At 60.3% G+C, this 18164-nt stretch carries 20 protein-coding genes; 5 read left to right on the forward strand and 15 right to left on the reverse strand.

The window, feature by feature from the left end; all coding sequences use genetic code 11:
• Positions 1–15 precede the first annotated feature (15 nt).
• Both rnt and pyrC read right to left on the reverse strand, forming a co-directional pair.
• Positions 16–690, reverse strand: coding sequence for a ribonuclease T (gene rnt, locus DBR00_RS17195; protein WP_108486097.1), 675 nt, complete (start codon positions 688–690; stop codon positions 16–18).
• Entirely contained in the window at positions 687–1733 is a 1047-nt protein-coding gene (pyrC, locus tag DBR00_RS17200; RefSeq protein ID WP_108486096.1) for a dihydroorotase, read from the reverse strand. The genes rnt and pyrC overlap by 4 nt, the downstream gene beginning before the upstream one ends.
• Positions 1734–1949: 216 nt before the next feature.
• Here pyrC and DBR00_RS17205 point away from each other — a divergent pair, with 216 nt between their 5' ends.
• From DBR00_RS17205 to gloA, 3 genes are all read left to right on the forward strand, one after another.
• Entirely contained in the window at positions 1950–2867 is a 918-nt protein-coding gene (locus tag DBR00_RS17205) for an OmpA family protein (protein ID WP_108486095.1), read from the forward strand.
• A 131-nt stretch (positions 2868–2998) separates the two neighbouring features.
• Positions 2999–4216: an argininosuccinate synthase gene (locus tag DBR00_RS17210; RefSeq protein ID WP_108486094.1), complete on the forward strand. Its 1218-nt coding sequence runs from the start codon at positions 2999–3001 to the stop codon at positions 4214–4216.
• Positions 4217–4310: 94 nt separating this feature from the next.
• The gene (gene gloA, locus DBR00_RS17215) at positions 4311–4703 is read left to right on the forward strand and encodes a lactoylglutathione lyase (RefSeq protein WP_108486093.1); all 393 of its coding nucleotides are present in this window, start codon (positions 4311–4313) and stop codon (positions 4701–4703) included.
• Between the two features lie 82 nt (positions 4704–4785).
• Here the strand turns inward: gloA and DBR00_RS17220 are convergent, their stop codons facing one another.
• The 12 genes from DBR00_RS17220 to metG all read right to left on the reverse strand — a co-directional run bounded on the left by DBR00_RS17220 (position 4786) and on the right by metG (position 15691).
• Positions 4786–4965 carry a PA3496 family putative envelope integrity protein gene (locus DBR00_RS17220; protein ID WP_108486092.1) on the reverse strand — a complete coding sequence of 60 codons (180 nt, stop codon included), beginning with the start codon at positions 4963–4965 and terminating at the stop codon, positions 4786–4788.
• 107 nt (positions 4966–5072) lie between these two features.
• Positions 5073–5711, reverse strand: coding sequence for an endonuclease III (gene nth / locus DBR00_RS17225; RefSeq protein WP_108486091.1), 639 nt, complete (start codon positions 5709–5711; stop codon positions 5073–5075).
• A complete protein-coding gene (locus DBR00_RS17230) occupies positions 5708–6415 on the reverse strand; it encodes an electron transport complex subunit E (RefSeq protein ID WP_371920674.1) in 708 nt (235 codons plus the stop codon). The genes nth and DBR00_RS17230 overlap by 4 nt, the downstream gene beginning before the upstream one ends.
• On the reverse strand, positions 6408–7022 hold the full coding sequence (gene rsxG / locus DBR00_RS17235; RefSeq protein WP_177480020.1) for an electron transport complex subunit RsxG: 615 nt from the start codon (positions 7020–7022) through the stop codon (positions 6408–6410). The genes DBR00_RS17230 and rsxG overlap by 8 nt, the downstream gene beginning before the upstream one ends.
• Positions 7023–7051: 29 nt before the next feature.
• Positions 7052–8083, reverse strand: coding sequence for an RnfABCDGE type electron transport complex subunit D (locus DBR00_RS17240; RefSeq protein WP_108538087.1), 1032 nt, complete (start codon positions 8081–8083; stop codon positions 7052–7054).
• Positions 8084–8126: 43 nt separating this feature from the next.
• Complete coding sequence (gene rsxC, locus DBR00_RS17245; RefSeq protein WP_108488086.1) at positions 8127–10412, reverse strand: electron transport complex subunit RsxC; 2286 nt, start codon at positions 10410–10412, stop codon at positions 8127–8129.
• Positions 10409–10984, reverse strand: a complete 576-nt coding sequence (gene rsxB / locus DBR00_RS17250) for an electron transport complex subunit RsxB (protein ID WP_108488085.1) — start codon at positions 10982–10984, stop codon at positions 10409–10411. Before rsxB ends, rsxC begins: the two co-directional genes overlap by 4 nt.
• Positions 10981–11565 (reverse strand): electron transport complex subunit RsxA, encoded by a 585-nt coding sequence (gene rsxA, locus DBR00_RS17255; RefSeq protein WP_090252381.1) that lies wholly within the window; start codon positions 11563–11565, stop codon positions 10981–10983. Before rsxA ends, rsxB begins: the two co-directional genes overlap by 4 nt.
• A 152-nt stretch (positions 11566–11717) precedes the next feature.
• On the reverse strand, positions 11718–12116 hold the full coding sequence (locus DBR00_RS17260; protein ID WP_108488084.1) for a DUF350 domain-containing protein: 399 nt from the start codon (positions 12114–12116) through the stop codon (positions 11718–11720).
• Positions 12117–12121: 5 nt separating this feature from the next.
• Positions 12122–13237: a glutathionylspermidine synthase family protein gene (locus tag DBR00_RS17265; RefSeq protein ID WP_108488083.1), complete on the reverse strand. Its 1116-nt coding sequence runs from the start codon at positions 13235–13237 to the stop codon at positions 12122–12124.
• Positions 13237–13545: a hypothetical protein gene (locus DBR00_RS17270; RefSeq protein ID WP_108488082.1), complete on the reverse strand. Its 309-nt coding sequence runs from the start codon at positions 13543–13545 to the stop codon at positions 13237–13239. The genes DBR00_RS17265 and DBR00_RS17270 overlap by 1 nt, the downstream gene beginning before the upstream one ends.
• A gap of 103 nt (positions 13546–13648) precedes the next feature.
• Positions 13649–15691 carry a methionine--tRNA ligase gene (gene metG, locus DBR00_RS17275; protein WP_108488081.1) on the reverse strand — a complete coding sequence of 681 codons (2043 nt, stop codon included), beginning with the start codon at positions 15689–15691 and terminating at the stop codon, positions 13649–13651.
• Positions 15692–15847: 156 nt separating this feature from the next.
• On the opposite strand from metG, the gene apbC reads away from it, so the two are divergent.
• The gene (apbC, locus tag DBR00_RS17280) at positions 15848–16939 is read left to right on the forward strand and encodes an iron-sulfur cluster carrier protein ApbC (RefSeq protein WP_108488080.1); all 1092 of its coding nucleotides are present in this window, start codon (positions 15848–15850) and stop codon (positions 16937–16939) included.
• Between the two features lie 108 nt (positions 16940–17047).
• On the opposite strand, the gene DBR00_RS17285 is transcribed toward apbC, so the two are convergent.
• Complete coding sequence (locus DBR00_RS17285) at positions 17048–17257, reverse strand: cold-shock protein (RefSeq protein WP_004423761.1); 210 nt, start codon at positions 17255–17257, stop codon at positions 17048–17050.
• A 326-nt stretch (positions 17258–17583) separates the two neighbouring features.
• On the opposite strand from DBR00_RS17285, the gene dcd reads away from it, so the two are divergent.
• Positions 17584–18150: a dCTP deaminase gene (gene dcd, locus DBR00_RS17290; RefSeq protein WP_108488079.1), complete on the forward strand. Its 567-nt coding sequence runs from the start codon at positions 17584–17586 to the stop codon at positions 18148–18150.
• Positions 18151–18164 lie beyond the last annotated feature (14 nt).

An 18164-nucleotide genomic window follows, 5' to 3' on the forward strand; every position in this document is an offset into this window, starting at 1 on the left:
CGGCGACTATGGTTGTCAGTCGTCGAAATCCATCCAGCCGCCCATCTCTTTCCAGCGGTTGACGATGCCGCAGAACAGTTCGGCGGTTTTCTCTGTGTCGTAACGGGCCGAGTGTGCTTCCTTGCCATCGAAATCGATGCCAGCGGCCTGGCAGGCCTTGGCCAGTACGGTCTGGCCGTAAGCCAGGCCAGCCAGGGTGGCGGTATCGAAGCTGGAGAACGGGTGGAACGGGTTGCGTTTGATGCCGCAGCGCGCCACGGCCGCATTGAGGAAACCCAGGTCGAAGCTGCTGTTGTGCCCGACCAGAATCGCCCGTTTGCAGCTGTTGGCCTTCAACGACTTGCGCAGCCCTTTGAAGATCTCGCCAAGGGCATGCTCTTCACTCACCGCCATGCGCAACGGGTGATCGAGCTTGATACCGGTGAAGTCCAGTGCCGCTTGTTCGATATTCGCGCCTGCGAACGGCTCGATACGAAAGAAGTGGGTGTGTTCCGGATAAAGAAAACCGCCTTCATCCATGCCGATGGTGGTAGCGGCAATCTCCAGCAGGGCATCGGTGGCGCAGTTGAAACCACCGGTTTCCACGTCCACGACTACCGGCAAGTAGCCACGAAAGCGTGTCGCCATCGGGTGGCGTGGGCCGGAGTGCGGGCTGCTCTCGAGCTCGTCGTCGTACAGGTCTTCACTCACGCTTGGCGCTCCAGCAGACGCCAGCGCAGGGTTTCACCAGCGCGCAGCGGGATAACGGTTTGCTCGCCCAGTGGCAGGCTGGCAGGTGCAGTCCAGTCTTCACGTACCAGGGTGATGCTGTCGCTGTTGCGCGGCAGGCCATAGAAATCCGGGCCGTTGAGGCTGGCGAAGGCTTCCAGTTTGTCCAGCGCATTGCGCTGCTCAAAAGCCTCGGCATACAGCTCGATGGCCGCATAGGCGGTGTAGCAACCGGCGCAGCCGCAGGCTGCTTCTTTGGCGTGCTTGGCGTGCGGCGCCGAGTCGGTGCCGAGGAAGAACTTGGCGTTGCCACTGGTGGCCGCATCCAGCAGGGCATCCTGGTGGGTGTTGCGCTTGAGGATCGGCAGGCAATAGAAGTGTGGGCGGATGCCGCCAACCAGCATGTGGTTGCGGTTGTACAGCAGGTGATGGGCGGTGATGGTGGCACCTACGTTGGCCGAGGCGCCTTGTACGAACTCCACCGCATCGCGCGTGGTGATGTGCTCGAACACCACTTTCAGGGTCGGGAAGCGCTCGACCACACGGCTCAGGTGTTCGCCGATAAAGATCTTCTCGCGGTCGAATACATCGATCTCGCTGCGCGTCACTTCGCCGTGTACCAGCAGCGGTAGGCCGACTTCAGCCATGGTTTCGAGCACCGGGAAAATCTTGTCGATGCTGGTCACGCCAGAATCGGAGTTGGTGGTCGCGCCGGCCGGGTAGAGCTTGGCCGCATGCACAAAGCCCGAGGCTTTGGCTGTGCGAATGTCTTCAGGCTGGGTCAGGTCGGTGAGGTACAGCACCATCAGCGGCTCGAAACGGCTGCCCGCAGGGCGGGCGCTGAGAATGCGTTGGCGATAGGCATCGGCTTCGCTGGCGTTGCGTACCGGCGGCACCAGGTTGGGCATGATGATGGCGCGTCCGAAGGTGCGGGCTACATCGGCGACGGTGTGGGGCAGGACGCCACCGTCGCGCAGGTGGATGTGCCAGTCGTCGGGACGCAGCAGGGTAAGGCGGTCAGTCATGGAAGCTTCCAGGCGGGCAAAACGTGGCGAGAATGCTACCGGAAAAGCCCCGTGGCAGCACGTTGAAAGCAGGCGTGTTGGACAAACTCGGATGGATGTCGATGGCTACCGCCTGGCCGCTTCCTGGGATGGCGGCACCTGAGCGTGGCTGCGTGCTCAAGTTTTCTGGCGCGGCACCGATAGACAGAAGGTAAGCCGTATTCCCTGGAGTCTGTCGTGCGACCCTACCCACTCGCAGTGCTTTGCCTGCTGGCAAGCCAGTCGGCCCTTGCTATCAGCTTCCAGACTCGTCTGGAGAAGATCGAGTGGCAGGTTGAAGGTGATCAGTTCGAGTGCCGCCTGTCGCAACCTATCACCGATTTCGGCTCCGGGGTGTTTGTGCGGCGAGCTGGGGAGCAGGTGATATTCAGTCTCAAGGCCCGCGAGCGCTGGATGAGCAAAGGCAACGCGACGCTGTTGGCTGCTGCTGCACCGTGGCAGCCAGGGCGAGGGGACATCAATCTCGGCTCGGTCAATGTGCTGTCGGCCGAAGTGCTGTTCAACAGTTCTCAAGAGCAGGGTGTGCGGTTATTGACTGGATTGCTTGAGGGGCGCAGCCCTGTGGTACGACACCGTACAGCCATGGGCGGTGACAGTATTGAAGTGCGTCTACTACCGGCCAAATTCGATAAGGCGTATGACGAGTACCTCGCGTGCACCGCAAAGTTGCTGCCGGTGAATTTTGATCAGGTACGCAAGAGCTTGGTGGGTTTTCCGGGGGGGGGCATCGTCCTGGAACCGCTCGCACAAGCCAAGCTTGATATCATTTTGAGCTACCTCAAGGCTGATCCCAGTGTTAATCGAATTCAGCTTGACGGCCATGCGGACAACAGCGGCAATCGCCTGACGAACCGCGATATGTCACGGCGCCGGGCACTGGCGGTGATGGAGTACCTCAAGGCTAATGGTATTCCGGCTGAGCAGATCACCATGCGTTTCCATGGCGAGCGTTATCCCCTTGCACCCAATACCAACGAAGCCAACCGGGCGAAGAACCGCCGGGTGACCATTCTGCTTGATCGTGTGCCTGAGGCGGCAGTGCCGCCCGAAGCAACGCCTGCACCCACTGCTGAGGAGCCTGCAGCCACCTCCTGATGCATGCTGTTCATCCGTTGTCCAACAATTAACCGTCGCTTGGTCATCACAAGCTGTCGCGCCTCTATAAATCAGACGGCATGGGCAGTAGAATCGTCGGTTTTCCCGCACAACCCCGTGGAGTTGATGGCATGGCCGACGTAAACAAGGTAGTCCTGGCATATTCCGGTGGCCTGGACACTTCCGTGATCCTCAAGTGGCTGCAAGATACCTATAACTGCGAAGTGGTGACCTTCACCGCAGATCTCGGCCAGGGTGAGGAAGTCGAGCCGGCACGTGCCAAGGCTCAGGCCATGGGCGTCAAGGAAATCTACATCGACGACCTGCGCGAAGAATTTGTGCGTGACTTCGTTTACCCGATGTTCCGTGCCAACACCGTTTACGAAGGTGAGTACCTGCTGGGCACGTCCATTGCCCGTCCACTGATCGCCAAGCGCCTGATCGAAATCGCCAACGAGACTGGTGCAGACGCCATCTCCCACGGTGCCACCGGTAAAGGCAACGACCAGGTGCGTTTCGAGCTGGGCGCCTATGCGCTCAAGCCCGGCGTTAAAGTTATCGCTCCATGGCGCGAGTGGGACTTGCTGTCGCGCGAGAAGCTGATGGACTACGCCGAGAAGCACGCCATCCCAATCGAGCGTCACGGCAAGAAGAAGTCGCCGTATTCCATGGATGCCAACCTGCTGCACATCTCCTATGAAGGTGGCGTGCTGGAAGACACCTGGACCGAGCACGAAGAAGACATGTGGCGCTGGACTAAATCGCCAGAAGCCGCACCGGACACCCCGACCTACATCGAGCTGACTTACCGCAAGGGCGATATCGTTGCCATCGACGGCAAGGAAATGAGCCCGGCGACCGTATTGGCTGAGCTGAACCGCATTGGTGGTGAGAACGGTATCGGTCGTCTGGATATCGTCGAGAACCGTTTTGTCGGGATGAAGTCCCGTGGCTGCTACGAGACCCCGGGCGGCACCATCATGCTCAAGGGCCACCGTGCCATTGAGTCGATCACCCTGGATCGCGAAGTGGCTCACCTGAAAGACGAGCTGATGCCGAAGTACGCCAGCCTGATCTATAACGGTTTCTGGTGGAGCCCTGAGCGTCTGATGCTGCAACAGATGATCGACGCCTCGCAGGCCAACGTGAACGGCGTGGTGCGCATGAAGCTGTACAAAGGCAACGTGATCATCACCGGCCGTAAGTCCGACGATTCGCTGTTTGACGCCAATATCGCCACCTTCGAAGAAGACGGCGGCGCTTACAACCAGGCCGACGCTGGCGGCTTTATCAAACTCAATGCACTGCGCATGCGCATCGCGGCGGGTAAAGGGCGCAAGATGCTCTGATAGACTCAGCGCCTGAGCCTACCAAGCCCCGGCCATAAGCCGGGGTTTGCATTTATAGGTCCGTGTAGTCGGGCCAGTGATGAGGAGAGAACAGATGAGACTGCTGCACACCATGCTGCGCGTGGGCGATATGGATAAATCCATCGCGTTCTACACCGAAGTGCTGGGCATGACCCTGCTACGTCGTAAGGACTATCCCGAAGGGCAGTTCACTCTGGCATTCGTCGGTTACGGTGACGAGGCGCACAACAGCGTGATCGAACTGACCCATAACTGGGGCGTGGACAGTTACGAGTTGGGCACCGGCTATGGCCATATTGCTTTGGAAGTGGCCGATGTGTACAAGGCTTGCGAAGACATTCGCACCCGCGGCGGCAAGATCACCCGTGAGCCGGGCCCCATGAAGCACGGCACCAGCATTCTGGCGTTTGTTGAAGACCCGGATGGCTACAAAATCGAGCTGTTGTCGCCTTCGCGCGCGGACTGATAGCCGCTGATGGCTAAAGGTCAGCCCCGTGTCGCGTCATAAAAAAGCCCCGCAGATGCGGGGCTTTTCGTTGCTGGCGGGTTTAGAGGTCGAAGTCGTATTCGGCCAATTGCTTGTGCAAGCGTCGCTCTTCGAGGAAGTTGTCGATGATGCGGCGCTTGGTCAGATTGGTTTTGGCTACTTCTACCGGCGCTTCTGTTTCATCCGCTTCTTCGGCAACAAAATCTTCGTCGAGCTCAAGATCTTCTTTATCAGTGCTCATGTGTTTCACTCCAGGCTACAAGGGCCATTTGCGCACCTTATAACGGCAAAACCTGGTCGGGTAAAAAAGATTTTTTCAATCAACTTATTGAGCAGATGAATAGCGGCTCAATCGTCGGAGGTTTTCTGTTTGTATTCGCATAGGTCTTCGATACGGCAGCTGCCGCAACGTGGCTTGCGCGCCTGGCACACATAGCGGCCATGCAGGATCAGCCAGTGGTGCGAGTCGAGCAGAAATTCCTTGGGCACAAACTTCATCAGCTTCTTTTCCACCTCCAGCACGTTCTTGCCGGGGGCGATGCCGGTGCGGTTGCTGACACGGAAGATGTGCGTGTCCACCGCCATCGCCAGCTGGCGAAACGCCGTGTTGAGTACCACGTTGGCGGTCTTGCGGCCGACGCCGGGCAGGGCTTCGAGGTCTTCGCGGTTGTCCGGCACCTGGCTGCCATGTTTCTCGATCAGGATGCGGCAGGCCTCGATGACGTTCTTCGCCTTGCTGTTATACAAGCCGATGGTCTTGATGTATTCGCTCAGCCCCTCGACGCCGAGTGCGTAAATCGCCTCGGGCGTATTGGCCACCGGGAACAGCTTGGCGGTGGCCTTGTTCACGCTGACGTCGGTGGCCTGGGCAGACAGCGTCACCGCGACCAGCAGTTCAAACGGCGTGCTGTAGGCCAGTTCGGTCTTGGGTTCGGGGTTGTCTTCGTGCAGGCGGCGGAAGATTTCATAGCGCTTGGCTGCGTTCACTCGATCACTCCAGTGACGCGTACGCGACGGCTTTGCACGGGGGCTTCCGGTTCCTGCGCCTTGGCTTTGGCCGCGAGGTGTTCATCGATGCGGTTTTTGCCTGCCACCAGCAGGCCCAGCACCAGAAACGCCCCCGGCGGCAGGATCGCCAGGAGGAAGCCCTTATAGTCACTGAACAGTGTCAGCTGCCAATTTGCGGCAATCGGGCCGAACAGCAGCTGCATATTGGCAAACAGTGCGCCGGTGCCGAGCAGTTCACGCACAGCCCCGATCACCACCATCACCAGGCCGAAACCAATGCCCATCATCAGCCCATCAAAGGCGGCATGGCTGACCTTGTTCTTGGCGGCAAATGCTTCGGCGCGGCCGAGGATGATGCAGTTGGTGGTGATCAGCGGAATGAAGATGCCGAGGATCTGGTACAGCTCGTAGGTGAACGCCTGCATCAGCAACTCGGTGCAGGTGGTCAGCGCAGCGATGATCATGACAAATACGGGCAAGCGTACGGCATCGGTTACCGCATTGCGGATCAGCGACACGGCGGCATTCGAACAGGCCAGCACCAGGGCGGTGGCCAGACCCATGCCCAGGGCGTTGACCACCGAGTTGCTGACGCCCAGTAGGGGGCACAAGCCAAGCAGCTGGACCAGGCCAGGATTATTCTTCCACAGGCTATTGACGACGATTTCGCGGTAACTAGTCATTGTCAGTCTCCTGGAACGTGAGCAGTTCTACCCGGTGCGCATCGAAATACTGCAGCGCCTTGTGCACCGCTTTGACCACGGCGCGCGGGGTGATGGTGGCCCCGGCGAATTGATCAAACTGGCCGCCGTCCTTCTTAACCGCCCAGCCGGAGTCATCCGGGCTCTGCAGCGAGGTGCCCACGAAACTGTTGATCCAGTTGTTCTTGGCCAACTCGATCTTGTCGCCCAGGCCCGGTGTCTCCTTGTGGCTGATCACCCGCACGCCGGCCAGGCGGCCATCGGCCAGGATGCCGATCAACAGGCTGATGCTACCGCTGTAACCGTCCGGTGCTGTGGCCTGCAGGATCACCGCACTGGGTTCGCCATTGCGGGTGGCCAGGTAGGCCGGAGTAGGGCCTTTGTTGCCCAGCAATGGGTCATGAACGTTGCGGACGTTGTCCAGCAGGTGGTTGTCATAGCTGCCGGCGGGCAGAATCTGCGCCAGGGCCTGGACCTTGGCTTCACGCTGAGCGGCCTCAATACGTTTGGCCGTACCCAGTTGCGTCGTGGCGACGATGCCCACGGTCAGAATGGCGAAAGCCCCCAGTACCAAGGCATTTTTCAGCATGGAACGGCTGATTTCAGGCAGGGCCACGGTCACTCTCCCAACTTGAAGCCGCGTGTCGGCTTGCGATGACCGTAGGTGCGCGGCCGTGTGTAGTAGTCGATGGTCGGCGCGGCCAGGTTCATCAACAACACGGCGAACGCGACGCCGTCCGGGTAGCCGCCCCAGGCGCGAATCACATACACCAGCACGCCGACGCCAACGCCGAATATCAACCGACCGAGGTTGCTGGTGGCGCCGCTGACCGGGTCCGTGACGATAAAGAATGCACCGAGCATGGTCGCGCCGGTGAGCAGGTGAAACAGCGGCGAACCATTGGAGTCCGAGCCCGAACCGTTCCAGAACAACAGGCTCATCACCGCCAGGCCCGCGAGCATGCCCACCGGCGCATGCCAGGTGAACAGGCGTTTGTGCAGCAGGTACAAACCGCCGGCGAGGAAGGCCAGGTTGACCGCCTCCGTGGCGGCGCCCCCCAGGTAGCCGAACGCTGGATTTTGCGCCCAGAGCTCTTCCATGGTCAGGCTTTTATTCAACTTGAGGGCGTCCAGTGCGGTTGCCTGTGCCCAGCCATCGGGCAGATTGGCGATGCCGAAAATCTGCTGCAGGCCTTCGAGCAGGCCAACGCTATGCGGCGCTGGCCAACTGGTCATTTCCATCGGAAAGGAGATCAGCGCCACCACGTAGCCGAGCATGGCCGGGTTGAACGGGTTCTGCCCCAGACCGCCGTAGAGCTGTTTGCCGAACACCACGGCAAAGCCGGTCGCCACCAGGGTTAGCCACCATGGCGAGTAGGGCGGCAGCGCCAAGGCCAGCAACACGGCGGTGACGAGAGCGCTGTAGTCTTTAAGGAAGAACAGCACGGGGCGTTTGCGCAGCGCCAGGATGGCCGCTTCAAAAGCCAGCGCGCAGGCACTGGCCCACAGCAGGTTGATCAGCGTGCCCGCGCCGAATAGCCAAGTCAGGGCCAGGATGCCCGGCACGGTGGCCAGCAGCACCTGCAGCATCACTTGCTGGGTACGGTTGCTGCCCTTGGCGTGGGGCGATGTGATACGTGGCAGGGCCATTGGCGCTCCGGTTGTTACTGGGGTTGGTGACGCAGGGCTGTTCTCAGTGGCCTGCGTGTTCCTCGAGTTGGCGTTCGGCGTCTGCCAGGCGTTGACGCGCACTTGCCAGCGCGTCGGCTGCACTGCTGTCATCACGCTCAAGCTTGCGCAGGTCGGCGCGCGCAAAGGCCACTTCAGTCTTTAGCGCACGGGTGGTTTCGTCGATTGGCTTCTTGTCGGTGCGCACCAGCTCAGGTACCGGCTTGCCGGACGCGTCCTCAGCCTGGTGCAGCGCCTGTTCGGCGGCGGTCAATGCCGTGCGCAGGCTGTCGAGTGTGGCTTCATCGCTGCCGGTTTTCTCGGCCTTTTTCAGCTCGGCGCGTTTCATCGCCAGTTCGATCTTGGCTTTTTTCAGCGGATCAGGGGCTTCTGCATCGAGCGCTTTTACGGGGGCGGCCGCTGCCTGGGCTTCCAGGCTGGCCAGCAGTTTTTCAGCGTTTTCCAGTTGGCTGCGCACTTGCTGCAGTTCGCCTTGCTGCTCGGCGCTGGGCGTTTCGAGTTTTTCCAACTTGCGCACCTGGGCGCGAAGCATGGCGGCGTCGATCTTGGCTTTTTTCAGCGCGCCATCATCGGCAGCCACTGCTGGAGCAGGCGGATTAGCCGCTGTGGCAGTGTCGAGTGCTTGTTGTGCTGCCGCCGCGGTGAGGCGCAATGCGTCGACCTGGGCCTGCAGCTCCGCAGTGGCGTGAGCCGCCAGTTGTTTCTCAGCTTTTTTCAGCGCGACTTGCGCCATGCTGGCTTCGATTTTGAGTTTCTTCAGTTCATCACTTAACCCGGCTGGTTTGGCGGCTACGCTTTCGCTGCTCTCTGGGCCGGCTGCTGCTTGAGCCTGAGCGGCTTTGGCTTGCGCCGCTTTGGCGGTGCGGGCCTGGCGTTCGGCTTCTTTCTGCTCGTCGGCGCGGCGCAGGCGCTCCTGGCGCAGCTCGAAGCGCAGTTTGGAGTGTTCGGCCTTGAGCTGCTTTTGTTCCAGGTCGCGAATTTCCGCTTTGGCGGCGCGGTAGTACTGCACCAACGGAATGCTCGACGGGCAGACATAGGCGCAGGCACCGCATTCGATGCAGTCGAACAGGTTGTGCGCCTTGAGTTGCTCGTGTTCCTGGCCCATGGCGAAGAAGTGCAGTTGCTGCGGCAGCAGGCTGGCTGGGCAAGCTTCGGCGCATTCGCCACAGCGGATGCAGGGCAGGGCCGGTGGCGGCGGTGGTAGCTCGGCGGTGGTGGAGGCCAGCAGGCAGTTGGTGGTCTTGATCACGGGCACGGCAAAGTCAGGCAGGGTGAAGCCCATCATCGGGCCGCCCATGATCAGCCGGTTCAGCTTGCTGCGGTCGAGGCCGGCAAATGCCAGCAGTTCACCCACCGGGGTGCCGAGCAGCACCTCAACGTTCATTGGTTTGGCCAGGGCTTCGCCGGTGAGCGTGGTGATGCGTGAAATCAGTGGTTTGCCATGGATGATGGCGTCATGAATGGCCACGCAGGTGCCGACGTTCTGGCAGAGCATGCCGATGTCCGCCGGCAGGCCACCGCTGGGGACTTCCACGCCGGTGAGAATCTGGACCAGCTGCTTCTCGCCGCCGGACGGGTACTTGGTGGGGAAAACCTTGAGTTCATAACTGCGCTCGCTCAGCGCAAGGCTCACCGCGGCGATGGCTTCGGGCTTGTTGTCTTCGATGCCGATCAACACCTGATCCGGCTGGATCAGGTGCACCAGAATGTCGATGCCGCTGATCAGCTCCGCGGCGCGCTCGCGCATCAACAGGTCGTCGGCAGTGATGTACGGCTCGCACTCGGTGCCGTTGATGATCAGGGTGTGGATTTTTTGCGTCGGCCGCGCGTTGAGTTTCACCGCAGTCGGAAAGCCCGCTCCGCCCAGGCCGCTGATGCCAGCCTGGCGGATCCGCTCAATCAATTCGCCATGATCAAGGTGGCGATAGTCAGGACAGGGCTCAAGCGGGCACCACTGCTCAAGGCCGTCCGTTTCAATGACGATGGCCGGCGCGAGCATCCCGGATACATGCGGGTAAGGCTGCGGGCCGATAAAGCTCACGGTGCCGGAGGTTGGCGCGTGCACTGGTACACTGACAAAGCCGGTGGCGGCGGCGATCAGCTGGCCTTTCAGCACGCGCTCACCCACGGCGACCATAGGTTCTGCGGGCGCGCCGATATGCTGGTTGAGCGGCAACGTCAGGCGCTTGGGCAGCGGTGCCGGCTGGATCGGCGTGCGGTTGGACAGCTCCTTGCGCTCGGCCGGATGAATGCCGCCGGGGATATCCCAGATACGTTCCTGCGCACTCATGCCGCGTGCTCCCGATCAGTGGCAATCAACTGCCCAGCCGGCAGGGGTTTCTCCCATTTCCAGCTCTGCAGGTTGCTGCCGACCTCGACCATGTCGATGCAGTCCACCGGGCAGGGCTCTACGCACAAATCGCAGCCGGTGCATTCGCTGACGATCACGGTGTGCATCTGTTTGGCTGCACCGACGATGGCGTCCACTGGGCAGGCCTGAATGCATTTGGTGCAGCCGATGCACTCGGCCTCGCGAATGTAGGCGACCATCTGCGGCTTTTCGCCTTCGACGGCGTCCAGCGGTTCAGGCTCGACATCCAGCAGATCCGCCAGCGCCTGAATGGTCGCTTCGCCGCCGGGTGGGCATTTGTTGATTTTGTCGCCGCCGGCAATCGCCTCGGCGTAAGGCTTGCAGCCCGGATAGCCGCACTGACCGCATTGAGTTTGTGGCAGCAGGGCGTTGATTTGCTCGGCAATCGGGTTGCCTTCGACTTTGAAGCGAACCGCGGCAAACCCGAGAATGGCCCCGGCCACCAAGCACAGGGCGAGCAGGGCGAGCACCGCAATCAGCACCAGACTCATAGCTTGATCAGCCCGGTAAAGCCCATAAACGCCAGGGACATCAGCCCAGCGGTGATCATGCCAATGGCTGCGCCTTGGAAGGATTTGGGCACGTCGGCAATGGCAATGCGTTCACGCATGGCCGCAAACAGCACCAACACCAGAGAAAAGCCAAGGCCAGCAGCAAAGCCGTTGGCGGTGGCGGTGATAAAGGTGAATTCAGCCTTGTTGGCATTCAGCAGCGCCACGCCCAGCACGATGCAGTTGGTGGTGATCAGCGGCAGGAAGATGCCGAGCACGCGGTACAGCAGCGGGCTGGTCTTGTTCACCACCATTTCGGTGAACTGCACGACTACTGCAATCACCAGAATAAAGCTGATGGTGCGCAGGTATTCGATATCCAGCGGCTTCAACACGTACTGCTGCACCAGGTAGCTGCACATGGCGGCCAGGGTCAGGACGAAGGTGGTGGCCAACGACAGGCCGATGGCGGTTTCGATTTTCTTCGAAACGCCCATGAAGGGGCACAAGCCAAGGAACTGGACCAACACGAAGTTGTTAACCAGGATGGCGCTGACCATGATCAAGGCGAGTTCGGTCATCGATAACACCGTGTGCGCTGGCCGGGGCCGGGGAAATTGGGGGCGCTTATTATCGTGAAGGCGCCCATGCCGGACAAGTTGCTCGGCGGGTTATCTAAGCCTAGTGCAGTGGGCCACTATGGTGTTCGGTGGTGCAGTGCTGCTCGTTTGAATCAATACACCATGCAGGCTGCGTTGAGCAGACCAACGACCAGGGCTAGGCCGCCGAGGAATACACCGTGTGCCAGTTGGCCATTAGCGATGCCGTGTTTCAATTCCGGTAGCAGACGCGCTGCGGCCAGGTACACCAGTGCCTGCACCAGCAAGGCGATTACGCCCCAGATAACCATGTCCTGCAGGCTGACGCTATGGGCGATGCAACTGGCCAGCGGCAGGGCGAAGCCGAGCATTGCACCTAGCAGGGCCACGGCGGCGGCCAGGTTGCCCTGGCGGATCAGTTTGAGTTCGGCATAGGGCGTCAAGCGTAGATAGATGATGGCAAACAGGCCGAACAGCGCCAACGCGACGGCGAAATAAAGGAGGAAGTTACCCAGGTTCTGCAGTATGGCCATGACGATCACTCGATGAAGTAATGGGGGAGGAAGCGACTGCTGTCGCGGGTGATGGGTGTGGCGTCCTCGCGGATGCCGAGGCCTGCAGGCTGCTCGCCGACCATCCAGCAGCCCAGCACGGTGTAGCTGTCGCCGTAGCGCGGCAGCGGCGCGTAAGCCTGGTAGATGCAGGCGTCGGCGGCGTGTGGCCCGTCGCTCTCCAGCGTCAGCCCGGCACCGACTATCTGGATGTTCTGCCCCTCCCTTGCATACAGCGGTTTGCGTACATAGGGTTCGGGCAGGTCGGCGGTGAAGCTGGCTGGCAGTAGGTTGGGGTGGCCGGGATTGCGCTGCCAGAGGATCGGCAGCATGGCCTTGCTTGACAGCAAGAGTTTCCACGCCGGCTCCTGGAAGCGGATACCGCTTGCGCCGACATGAGCGCCAAACGCGTCCTGCAGTAGCCACTCCCAAGGGTAGAGTTTGAAGCAATGTTCGATGGGCTGTTCGTGCTGGTCGACGAAGCCACGACGCTGCTGGTCATAGCCGATCGCTTCGATCGGTACATACTGGGTCGACAGCCCAGCCTGGTGGGCAACATCTAGCATATAGAGGACGTTGCCGGTGTCTTCCTCATGGCCCTCGATGGCGGTGAAATGCACGCGGCCGCGGCCGATCTGACGCCAGCGCTCAATCAGTTTCTCGTGCAGCGAGTTGAACTGGTCGGCCTCAGGCCGCATGTCGCGCAGCCAGTACCACTGCACCACGCTGGCCTCTAGCAGGCCGGTGGGCGTGTCGGCGTTGTACTCGAGCAATTTAGGTGCGCCCTGGCCGTTCCAGGAAAAGTCGAAGCGACCATAGAGCGCCGGCTCATGACGCTGCCAGGAGTCGATGATCAGTTGCTGCGCGCCAGGTGGCAGAGCGAAGGGGGCGAAGTGGCGTTGCTCGATCACCCACTGCGTGGCCTCCAAGTAGAGACGATGCAGCTCTTCGGCGGCATCCTCCAACATCTCGACCTGGGCCAGGCTCAGCTCGTAGGCGGCCGACTCGTCCCAGTAGGTACCGTCGATGCTGTGGAAGGTGAAACCTAGTTCTTCGCATTGCTTGCGCCAGTGCGGGCGTGGAACGAAGTCGACCCGTCGCATCAACCGCCCGCCGAATAGCGTGCGCCGCTGAAGCCGAAACCGCTGCGTTTGATCGTCTCCCGGCTCGCAACGTTGTAAGGCTGCCTGGTTACAGGGCGGGCACTGTGCTCGTAGCTGGGGCCATAGTAGTAGCGTCCGCTGTAGCTAGCCGAAGAGCCTTCCTGGCAGTAGCCTGCGTAGCTGCCCCAGTCGGCTTCGCATTCGGCCTTGGTCCGGTACTGATCGCGGTAGACATCGCCGTGATGGAGAGCTGCAAGCAGAACTCCGCCGGAGAGCACGAAGGTGGTGACAAGTTCGGACTTCTTCATCGAATGTCTCGTGCGCAGTTACCGGTGATGCACCGCCACAGCCAGCTCAGCAGCCGGGTTGCCGTCCTTTTTTTCATTTTCAGCATCCTTGCTTTGGTGGGGCTTACTTGACCCGCTGTCCTGGCTTGGCACCGCTGTCCGGGCTGAGCAGGTAGATCTCCTCGCCGCCAGGGCCGGCCGCCAGAACCATGCCTTCGCTGATGCCGAACTTCATCTTGCGCGCGGCCAGGTTGGCCACGTACAGGGTCAGGCGGCCTTCCAGCTTGCTTGGGTCTGGGTAGGCGCTCTTGATGCCGCTGAACACGTTGCGCTTGGCGTCACCGATATCCAGGGTTAGACGCAGCAGCTTGTCGGCGCCTTCAACGAATTCGCACTTCTCGATCAGTGCAATGCGCAGATCGACTGCGGCGAACGCATCGAAGGCGATTTCGGCGGCCAGTGGGTCTTTCGTCAGCTCGCCGTTACCAGCGGCTGCTGGAGCGGCTTCACTGGCGGCCAGGTCTTCTTTGGAGGCTTCGATCATGGCGTCGATTTTCGCGGGTTCGATACGGGTCAGCAGAGCGCTGAACGGGTTCAGTTGGTGGTCGGCCAGCAGCGTCTGGTGATCGTCCCAGGTCAACGGAGCGACATTGAGGAAGGTCTCGGCGTCGCTGGCCAGCTGCGGCAGCACTGGTTTCAGGAAGATCACCAACTGGCGGAACAGGTTAACGCCCAGGGCGCAGATGGCCTGCACCTCATCCTGCTTGCCGTCCTGTTTGGCCAGGGACCAGGGCGCTTTGTCAGCGATCCAGGCGTTGGCGCGATCGGCCAGGGCCATGATCTCGCGCATGGCGCGGGCAAAGTCGCGGGCCTCGTAGGCTTCAGCGATGCTCGGTGCGGCGGCCTGGAAGGCGTCGGTGAGTTCCGGCGCGGCATTTCCGGCCACCAGCAGGCCATTGTTGCCTTTGTGGATAAACCCGGCGCAGCGGCTGGCGATGTTGACCACCTTGCCGACCAGATCCGAGTTGACCTTCTGCACGAAGTCTTCCAGGTTCAGGTCCAGATCATCCACGCCACGGCCCAGCTTGGCGGCGTAGTAGTAGCGCAGGTACTCGGGGTTCAGATGATCCAGGTAGGTGCGCGCCTTGATAAAGGTGCCGCGTGACTTGGACATCTTCTGGCCGTTGACGGTCAGGTAGCCGTGTACGTTGACCCCGGTCGGTTTGCGGTACCCGGCACCTTCGAGCATGGCCGGCCAGAACAGGGCGTGGAAATTGACGATGTCCTTGCCGATGAAGTGGTACAGCTCAGCAGTCGAATCCTTACCCCAGAACGCATCGAAGTCCAACTCCGGCGTACGTGCGCAGAGGTTCTTGAAGCTGGCCATGTAGCCGATCGGCGCATCCAGCCAGACGTAGAAGTACTTGCCCGGCTCGTCGGGGATTTCAAAGCCGAAGTAGGGCGCATCACGGCTGATGTCCCACTCCTGCAGGCCGGAATCGAGCCATTCGGCGATCTTGTTGGCTACTGCATCCTGCAGAGCGCCGCTGCGGGTCCAGCTTTTCAGCATGGTCTCGAAGTCCGGCAGCTTGAAGAAGAAGTGCTTGGAATCGCGCAGTACCGGTACGGCACCGGAGATGGCCGAGCGTGGGTTCTTCAGCTCGGTCGGCTCGTAGGTGGCGCCGCATTTCTCGCAGTTGTCGCCATACTGATCTTCCGCCGCGCACTTGGGGCAGGTGCCTTTGATAAAACGATCAGCGAGGAACATGCCCTTTTCGGGATCGAAGTACTGGGTCACCGAGCGGGTGGCGATATGCCCAGCATCACGCAGTTTCAGGTAGATGGCCGCCGACAGTTCGCGATTTTCGTCCGAGTGGGTGGAGTGGTAATTGTCGAAATTGACCCCGAAATCGGCAAAGTCGGCGGTGTGTTCGGCCTGCACGTTGGCGATCAATTGTTCCGGGGTAATACCTTCCTTCTCGGCGCGCAACATGATCGCCGAGCCATGGGCGTCATCGGCGCAGACGTAGATAGCCTGGTTACCGCGCAGCTTCTGGAAACGCACCCACATGTCGGTCTGGATGTACTCGAGCATATGGCCAAGGTGGATCGAACCGTTGGCGTAGGGCAGGGCGCTGGTGACGAGAATCTTGCGGGCTTGGCTCATGGGATCGGCTGCATTGGTAACTCAGAGGAGCCGGCAACTATATAGGGGCGGCGGATTTTTTTCATCCTTGCGCGGGCAATGCCTGCCGATGCGTACCTATGGGGTTGGCCTGGGGTAATATGCCCGCCTGCTTTACTCAGTCTTTCGGAGCCTTCCATGAGTGTTGTTACCCGTGCAGCGGTCGAAGCCGCCTTGTCCCACTACACCGATCCGCACCTGAATCAGGACCCGGTCAGCGCCGGTTGCCTGCGCGAGGTGGATATTCAGGGTGCTCAGGTCAAGGTGCATCTGGTGCTTGGGTATGCCGCGGGGTTGTTCAAGAGTGGCTGGGCGCAGATGCTGCAGATGGCCCTGGAAAACCTGGATGGCGTTGAGCGGGCTCAGGTGCAGATCGACTGTGTGATCGAAGCGCACAAGGCGCAGGATCAGGTGCCTGCGCTGGCTAATGTGAAGAACGTGATCGCTGTGGCCTCTGGCAAGGGAGGGGTGGGTAAATCCACCACCGCAGCCAATCTGGCGCTGGCGTTGGCCCGTGAAGGCGCCAAGGTCGGCATTCTCGATGCGGATATCTATGGGCCAAGTCAGGGCATCATGTTCGGTATCCCTGAAGGCACGCGGCCGCAGGTGAAGGATCAGAAGTGGTTTGTGCCGCTCAAGGCCCATGGTGTGGAGGTCATGTCGATGGCTTTTCTCACCGACGAGAACACTCCGGTGGTGTGGCGCGGGCCGATGGTGTCTGGCGCGTTGCTACAGTTGATCACCCAGACCGCCTGGGATGATCTGGATTACCTGGTGGTCGATATGCCGCCAGGTACCGGTGATATCCAGCTGACCCTGGCGCAGAAAGTACCGGTGGCTGGCGCTGTGATCGTCACTACGCCACAGGATCTGGCACTGCTCGATGCCAAGAAGGGCGTGGAGATGTTCCGTAAGGTGAATATTCCGGTGCTTGGTGTGGTGGAAAACATGGCCGTGCATATCTGCTCAAACTGCGGGCATGCCGAGCATCTGTTCGGCGAGGGTGGCGGCGAGAAGCTGGCGGCGCAGTTTGGTGTCGATCTGCTGGCGTCGCTGCCGCTGTCGATGGCCATTCGCATGCAGTCCGATGGCGGTAAGCCGACCACGGTGGCTGACCCAGAAAGCCAGATTGCGATGATCTATCAGGAAACGGCGCGCAACGTCGGTGCGCGGATTGCTCAAGGTGGTGTGCAGCAGGCCATGCCGACCATCGTGATCAGCGAAGACTGATTCTGTTGTGGCGCACGCCAGTGCGCCCTATCCCTTGCGCAGATAAACCAGCGTCCATAAAAAAGCCCCGCACTAGGCGGGGCTTTTATCAAGCTAGGTTAGTGCAGGTTATACAACCTGAACTTCCTCAGCTTGCATGCCTTTCTGACCACGGGTGGCCACGAAAGTCACTTGTTGGCCTTCTTTCAGGCTCTTGAAGCCATCGCTCTGGATAGCTTTGAAGTGTACGAACAGATCGTCACCGGATTGTGGGGTGATGAAGCCGTAGCCTTTCTCATCGTTGAACCACTTAACGGTGCCAGTTTGACGATTGGACATGTGAATGTCTCCTAACAAAAGTAATAACAGCCCTGGAAAAGCCCAGGCCGGGACTGAGTGCAACGAGTACTAGGAGTCGGACGATGTTTGATCGAAATCTAGGCATCAGGTAGCGATTCGCGGTGACACATGCAGCACAGTGAGCTCACCATACCCGCTTTTAGCGCTAAGCGCGAATGCTCTGTGCATCTTTCTGTTATTTACCGATCAATAGGTGGTTTTTCCGCTGCGCACGCGGGCAGGCGCAACAGCCTTTGAACCCTGCCGTCAGCCCCGGTAAGATGCGCTCACTTTTTCATCATCTCGCCTATAGCAGGACAACCGCCATGAGCATCAAATCGGATAAGTGGATTCGCCGCATGGCTCAAGAGCACGGCATGATCGAGCCTTTCGTTGAGCGCCAGGTGCGCAACGAGGGGGCTGAGCGGCTGATCTCCTACGGGGTTTCCAGTTATGGCTATGACGTGCGCTGCGCCGATGAATTCAAGGTGTTCACCAACATCAACTCGGCGACTGTTGACCCGAAGAACTTCGATGAGAAGAGCTTTGTCGATGTGAAAAGTGATGTGTGCATCATTCCACCGAACTCCTTCGCCCTGGCTCGCACCGTGGAGTTCTTCCGCATTCCGCGCGACGTGCTGACCATTTGCCTGGGCAAGAGCACGTACGCCCGTTGCGGCATCATCGTCAACGTCACGCCGCTGGAGCCGGAGTGGGAAGGCCATGTGACTCTGGAGTTCTCCAATACCACCACCTTGCCGGCGAAGATCTATGCCAACGAGGGTGTAGCGCAGATGCTGTTCCTGCAGTCCGATGAAGCATGCGAAGTGTCTTACAAGGATCGTGGTGGTAAGTACCAGGGCCAGCTGGGTGTGACCCTGCCCAGGGCTTGATCGGTCGCGGTAAC

Origin of the sequence: Pseudomonas sp. HMWF032 (assembly GCF_003060885.1) — a bacterium.
GTDB lineage: Bacteria > Pseudomonadota > Gammaproteobacteria > Pseudomonadales > Pseudomonadaceae > Aquipseudomonas.